The organism is Variovorax sp. VRV01 (assembly GCF_014852545.1).
GTDB lineage: Bacteria > Pseudomonadota > Gammaproteobacteria > Burkholderiales > Burkholderiaceae_C > Variovorax > Variovorax beijingensis_A.
Map to the genome: position 1 here is coordinate 45962 of NZ_JACVBS010000031.1, position 6264 is coordinate 52225.

The window sequence follows — 6264 nt, forward strand, 5'->3', positions numbered from 1 at the left end:
GCGCACCGCGCGCGGTAGAACCTGGGCATCCTTTTCTTTGAACCGACGCGGAGCCCGCCATGAAGATTCGTCCATCGGCCATCGCCTTCTTCATGCTGGCCTGCTGCACGGCCTTGCCGGCACTGGCCATCGACTATCCCCCGCGCAAACCCGGCCTCTGGGAGATGAAGATGGGGGACGGCGCCGGTGGCGCCAACAGCGCGCCGGCGCAGACCGTGCAGCAATGCATCGACGCCGCCACCGACCAGGCGCTGCGCGACATGGGGCAGGGCATGGGCAAGGACGCCTGCTCGAAGCAGGAGATGCGCAGGGAAGGCGGCACGCTGGTGATCGATTCCGTGTGCAGCATGGGCACGACCACCGCCACCAGCCACGCGGTCGTCACGGGCGACTTCGGTTCCAGCTACCGGATGGAAAGCAGCTCGACCTACAAGCCGCCGATGATGGGCAAATCCGGTGGGAGCTTCGTCATGGAGGCGAAGTGGGTCGGCCCGTGCAAGGCCGGGCAGAAGCCCGGCGACATGATCATGGGGAACGGCATGAAGCTGAACGTCATCGACATGATGAAGGGCCAGCCGAAGAAATAGCGCTGGCTGGCCCTAGCCCATGAGGCTCACGTGCGCCGACACCACGCGCCAGCCCTCCGGCAGGCGGGCCCAGGCCTGGCTCTGGCGGCCCGTGCGGTCGCTGCCCGTGCGCCTGAACTCGACGTTCGCGACCGCAAAGTCCTGCCCGAAGGTGGTGATGGCCTTGGCGGTGATCTCGCGCTCGAGGTTGACCGCAGGCCGGCCCTGGCGGAACGCGCGTATCGCGTCATAGCCGTAGAGGTTCTCGCCGGCGCCGTAGCGCAGCGTGTGCGGCGAATCCCAGAACAGCCTGTCGAGCACCGGCAAGTCGTTGGTGACGAGCGCGCGTTCGTACTCGGCGAACGCGGCCTCGACTTCGGCGAGCACGGCGGGCAGGTTGATGTCGGTCATGGAAACGGTCATGGCTTGTCTTACTTTCCGCCCCAGTGGACGAAGCGCCGCTCCGCCACCAGGAACACGAGGTTCATCACGTAGCCGAGCAGGCCCGCCGCGAAGATCGAGGCGTACATGTCGGGCATGTCGAAAATGGTCTGCGCGTTCATGATGCGCTGTCCGAGGCCATCGGTGGAGCCGATGAACATCTCGGCCACGATCACGATCACCAGTGCGATCGACACGCCCGAGCGCATGCCGACGAACACCTGCGGCATCGATTCGAGCAGGATCACGTCGGTCAGCACGCGCCAGCGCGGCGCGCCCATCACCTTGGCCGCGAGCTGGCGCTGCTTGCGCGCGCTCATCACGCCGTAGGCGACGTTGAACAGGATGGCCAGCGCCGCGCCGAAGGCCGCGACCGCGATCTTGGTGGCCTCGCCGACGCCGAACAGCACCAGGAACAGCGGGAACATGGCCGAGGCCGGCGTCGAGCGGAAGAAGTCGATCGCGAACTCGATCGATTCGTAGATCTTCTCGTTCGACCCTAGCACGATGCCGAGCGGCACCGCGATCACGAGCGCAAGGCCGAAGGACGTGACGGTGCGCACGATGGTCTTGAAGAAGTCGCCCCACAGCGTGCCGTGCGCGAGGCCGTTCCAGAAGGCCGCGAGGGCTTCGAGCGGCGAGGGCAGCAGCACCGGGTCGACCGCGCGTGTCCCATGCACGAAGGCCCAGAGGCCGATCAGCGCGGCGATGCCGAACAGCGGCCGCAGGCGGGCGCCGAAGGCGTTGGCTCGATGGGCGAGGCTCATGGCTTGCGCACCTCCCGCTGGAACACGTCCAGCGCGCGGGTCTTGGTGGCGATGAAGGCCGGCGTGATCGTGGTGTCGGCCGTGCGCGGGCGCGCCACGTCGAAGGGCAGGTTCTCCGCCACGCGCGTGGGCCGCTTGGTCAGCAGCAGCACCTCGTCGGCCAAGAGCACGGCCTCGTCCAGGTCGTGCGAGACCAGCAAGGTGGTGGTCCGGCGTTCGACCAGCACCTTCTGCAGCCGCTCGCGCAGGAACATCACCATCTCGTAGTCGAGCGCGGAGAAAGGCTCGTCGAGGAACAGCACCTCGGGGTCGACCACCAGCGCCCGCATGATCGACACCAGCTGCTGCTGGCCGCCCGACATCTGGTAGGGGTAGCGCTGCAGGTCGAGCTTGACGTCGAAGCTCTCCATCAGCCTGTCCATGCGCGACTGCTGCTCCACCTTCGACAGGTTCAGGTACTGCAGGGGGTAGCGGATGTTGTCGATCGCGCGCAGCCACGGGAACACCGCCTCGCGGTAGTTCTGGAACACGTAGCCGATGCGCGTCTCGCGCGCTTCCTTGCCCTCGAACAGGATCTGGCCGCTGTCGCACGGCAGGATGCCCGCGATCATGTTGATCAGCGTGCTCTTGCCGCAGCCGTTGGGGCCGAACACCGACACGATCTTTCCCTTCGGAATGTCGAGGTCGAAGTTGTCGTAGATGGTTGCTTCCTGGAAGCGCTTGGTCAGCCCGCGGATCGTGATGTGCGTGCCCTTCGGGTACCAGCGGTGCGAGGCGCCGCCGTCCGCGGCATCGGGCGCGGCGGTGCCGATCGGCAGATGGGTGCTCATGGTGCGCATCAGAAGGCCCGCACCAGCGCCTTGCCGTCGATCCTGTCCTTGACCACACCCAGCTCGGTGCCGATGTCGAGGAACTTCTGGAAGTCGCCCACATCGGCGGGGGTCATGTCCTTGGCCATCACGATGCGCGGCAGCGGCACGGTGGCGGCCAGCTCGGGCGGCACCTTCATGCCCTGCACCAGGTAGCCGCGCGCGCTGCTGTCGGCCTGCGCTTCCTTCACGCCGCGCGCCCAGGCGGCGGCGAAGCGCCTGGCCACGTCGGGCTTGTCGGCCATGAACCTGCCCGACATCACGGCGCCGGCCGCGAAGGCCGAGGCGCTCTTGTTGCCCAGCAGGTAGGTGGAAATCACGCCGGCCTCGATGCGCTTGCCGATCTTCTGCGCAACCATGATGGTGGCCGACGGCTCGAGCGTGTAGCCGCCGTCGAAGTTGCCCGATTGCAGCGCGCCCAGGTGCACGCCGATCTGCTGCTCCTGGATCGTGAAGTCGCGGCCTTCGGTCAGGCCCACCTTCCTGAGCACCGCGCGCGCCGCGCCGATGTTGGCGGGGCCGGGCGCCGAGAACAGCTTGAAGCCGTTCCTGAAATCCTTCAGCGTCCGCGCCGGGCTGTCGGCCTTGACGACGAACTGCTCGATCACGTGCTGCGCGTTCTGCCCGTTGAGCGAGATGTACTTCAGCGTGTTGGGCCGGCGCGATTCCATGTTGGCGCCTTCGAGCGTCACCAGGTTCACCGCCGCGTCGATGCCGTTCGACACCAGCGCCTGCACGGTCAGCGGGTGGCTGGTCATGGGCACCTCCTCGATCTCCAGGTCGGCCTCCTTGAAGTAGCCGCGGTTCACGGCCACGTAGAACGGCAGTGCCGCGCTCGAGGGAAACACGCCGACCTTGATCCGGTCGGCCGCCTGGGCCGGCAGCACCGCGAACGCGGCGAGGACGAAGGCCGCGGCGCCGGCGAGACGGGCGGCGGCACGAAGGGGCGCGGCGAAGGAAAGCTCAGGGCGTGGCATCGTGGGGTTCTCCGGAACGGGGTGGCGGGGTCAGGGCGGGATAGGCAAGCGGGTCGAAGAAGGAGCTGCCGGCGCGGTACGCGCGCGCGGCCGACATGTCGGGCGGCGCGCCGTCTTCCACCGCGCCTTCGAAGGTGAGCTCGAGCTGCACGCCGCTCGGGTCGTAGACGAACAGCTGCCACAGCGTGGTGCCGGGCACGAGGAATTCGCGCCAGTCCAGCCCCGCGGCGCGAAAGCGCGCGACATAGGCGTGGTAGCCCGAGCAGGCCAGCGACACGTGGTCGATGGCGCCGCTGCCGTGCGGCACCTGGCCGCCCTGGCCGAGCGCCGGGCCGCCGGCATAGACGTGGATGATGGCCTGGCCACCCGGCTGTCCGCAGGCCAGCCATGCGCCGGGGTAGCCGAAGTCGGGCCGCGCGATCTCGCGCAGGCCGATCACGCCGGTCCAGAAGGCGCGGGTGCGGCCAAGGTCCGCGGTCTTGATCGCGAGATGGAAGAGGCCGTGCGTGATGGCGGCGTTCGTCGTTGTCATGGCGCAGGCACCGGCTCGCGCTGGCCCAGCGACACGTCGCGGAACAGGGTGGAAAGGTCGCCGAGGAACCCGGGCCCGGTCTTCCAGCGCGTTCCGGCCACCGGATCGGCGCCGGCCAGCATGGTGTCGGTGGCCGTGATCGACAGCGCCATCGCGAAGCGGATGCGCTCGCGCCGCGCGGCGTCCACCAGCGCCAGCCAGTCGCGCGGCGCCTGGCGGCCGGCGCGGATCTCGCGCTCGAGGATCAGCGCGGCGGCGCAGGCGTCCTCCATGGCCTGGGTCGCGCCCTGGCCCAGCGTGGGTGCCATGCCGTGGGCGCTGTCGCCCAGGTACATCACATTGAAATCGGCTTCGCCGAACAGCACGTCGGACTCCTGCATGCGGGCCCAGTGGCTGTGCGGCAGGTTTGCGCACATGGCGTCCATCAGCCATTGCACCTGCGGGCTCGGCGCACCCTGCGCGGGCCGGTAGGTGGCGCGCATCGTGGCTTCGGTCTTCCATTCGTCGCGCAGCGGCGCGCCGGGTTCGACCGGGTAGGTCGCCGCGATGTAGACATGCCCCGGCGGCACGCGGAAGGCCAGCAGCCGGTGCGGGCCGTTGAACCACTGGCCGTAGTCGTCGATCAGGCCGGCGCTGGTGTCGGGCACCAGCGTGCGCAGGATCGCCACGCCCACATGGCGCGGCTCGGGCAGGCCCGAGAACGCCGCACGGGTGGCGGAATAGCGGCCGTCCGCGCCGACCAGCAGGTCGATGTCGTCGATGCGGTGCTCGACGCCGCCCTGGACGTAGCGCACGGCGGTGCGTCCGCCGCCGCCCGTGGCCGCGGCGATCGACGCGATCTCGCAGCCGTACCGGATCGCCGCGCCCGCGCCTTCGCGCAGCACGCGGTAGAGCTCCGACCAGCGGATGCGGATGCTGGGGTTGTCCGCCACCTGCGACAGCGGCAGGTCGAACAGCACCGTGCCGTCGGTCAGGGCGATCTGCCAGTGCTTCCACGGCAGGCTCGCGGCCTCGACCTCGGCGGCCAGCGCCGCGTCGCACAGGCGCAGCGCCTTGACCGCATTGGGGCCCACGTTGAGGCCGGTGCCGGCCTCGGAGTGGTCGTCGGGGCCGACGCGCTCCAGGCAATGCAGTTCGACGCCAGGCAGCGCGGCGAGCCGGCGGGCCAGGATGGCGCCGGCCACGCCGGCTCCGATGATCACGATCTTCATGCGGATGAGCTCTCGCTGAGAGGCGCCGCCGCGGCAGGCGCGCGACGCCGGTGTTGCCGGGGATGGCGTTGTTCGAAGGCGTGGCCGGTGGCGTGCATGGTGGGTGCGGGCACCTGCAGGATGCGTACCAAGTCCGCACCGGCATCGGTTTGCAAGCGTGCCGTCATGCCGCGTGCGCGATCACCGCGACCAGTCCGCCGCCGTCCGGCCCCTGGTGCTCGGCGCCGCCCGAAACGAAGATGCGCGCGTCCCCCAGCACGCCGGCTACCATGCCGCCGACCGCGCCGCGGATGTGGCGCTGGGCATTGATGTCGGTGTCGTCGAGCATGGTGTGGCGCAGGCCGCGCACGTGGCCGCGGCGGTCGGGCTCGCACTTGACGAACACCGCCGCCACCCGTGCTGCATCGGCCGCGCTCAGCTGGGGCGCCGCGTTCATGCCCAGCGGCCGCAGCGCCTCGGCCACCGCGCCGATGTCCAGCGCGTCGCGCATCGGTGCGCAGGCCATGCGCAGCGTGCCTTCCCATGCCGCGCTGTGGCCGAGCACGATCACTTCGTTGGCCTCGACCTCGACGCCCGACGAAATGCTCGCACGGCGGGAGAAGCGTTCGAAGTCGGCCCCCATCGCGGCCTCCAGCGCCGGGTCGTCGGGCAGCTCGCCCAGTGCGATCGCCACGCCGAAAGCGCCGGCGGCACGCGCCGCCGCCATGGAGCGGCCCGAGTCGGCGGTCAGCACCGTGTGGCCGGCCGCGGTGGCGGCCTGGGCGCGCGCGGCCGTCACGCAGGGGCACTTGACCTGCACGAAGGCCACGTCCTCGGCGCGGGCGATGCCGGCGCCGCGCATCGCCTCGCGCACCGCGCCGGCCACCGACGCCAACTGCGCCCAGCGCCCGACATGCTGCCC

General features: G+C 69.9%; 8 protein-coding genes. 1 reads left to right on the forward strand and 7 read right to left on the reverse strand.

The window, feature by feature from the left end; translation table 11 throughout:
* Positions 1–59 precede the first annotated feature (59 nt).
* Positions 60–587, forward strand: coding sequence for a DUF3617 domain-containing protein (locus tag IB278_RS32015; protein WP_192328173.1), 528 nt, complete (start codon positions 60–62; stop codon positions 585–587).
* Positions 588–599: 12 nt separating this feature from the next.
* Here IB278_RS32015 and hpxZ read toward each other — a convergent pair whose 3' ends face one another.
* The 7 genes from hpxZ to IB278_RS32050 form a co-directional block, all read right to left on the reverse strand.
* Positions 600–989 carry an oxalurate catabolism protein HpxZ gene (gene hpxZ, locus IB278_RS32020; RefSeq protein ID WP_225613304.1) on the reverse strand — a complete coding sequence of 130 codons (390 nt, stop codon included), beginning with the start codon at positions 987–989 and terminating at the stop codon, positions 600–602.
* An 8-nt stretch (positions 990–997) separates the two neighbouring features.
* Complete coding sequence (locus tag IB278_RS32025) at positions 998–1774, reverse strand: ABC transporter permease (protein WP_145739660.1); 777 nt, start codon at positions 1772–1774, stop codon at positions 998–1000.
* The gene (locus tag IB278_RS32030) at positions 1771–2604 is read right to left on the reverse strand and encodes an ABC transporter ATP-binding protein (protein WP_192328175.1); all 834 of its coding nucleotides are present in this window, start codon (positions 2602–2604) and stop codon (positions 1771–1773) included. The genes IB278_RS32025 and IB278_RS32030 overlap by 4 nt, the downstream gene beginning before the upstream one ends.
* Before the next feature lie 8 nt (positions 2605–2612).
* Positions 2613–3620, reverse strand: a complete 1008-nt coding sequence (locus tag IB278_RS32035) for an ABC transporter substrate-binding protein (protein ID WP_145739661.1) — start codon at positions 3618–3620, stop codon at positions 2613–2615.
* Positions 3607–4152 (reverse strand): VOC family protein, encoded by a 546-nt coding sequence (locus IB278_RS32040; RefSeq protein ID WP_192328179.1) that lies wholly within the window; start codon positions 4150–4152, stop codon positions 3607–3609. Before IB278_RS32040 ends, IB278_RS32035 begins: the two co-directional genes overlap by 14 nt.
* Complete coding sequence (locus tag IB278_RS32045; RefSeq protein WP_192328182.1) at positions 4149–5363, reverse strand: FAD-dependent oxidoreductase; 1215 nt, start codon at positions 5361–5363, stop codon at positions 4149–4151. The genes IB278_RS32040 and IB278_RS32045 overlap by 4 nt, the downstream gene beginning before the upstream one ends.
* A gap of 163 nt (positions 5364–5526) precedes the next feature.
* Positions 5527–6264, reverse strand: a 738-nt coding sequence (locus IB278_RS32050) for a ring-opening amidohydrolase (RefSeq protein ID WP_192328184.1), incomplete at its 5' end; no start/stop codon positions are given.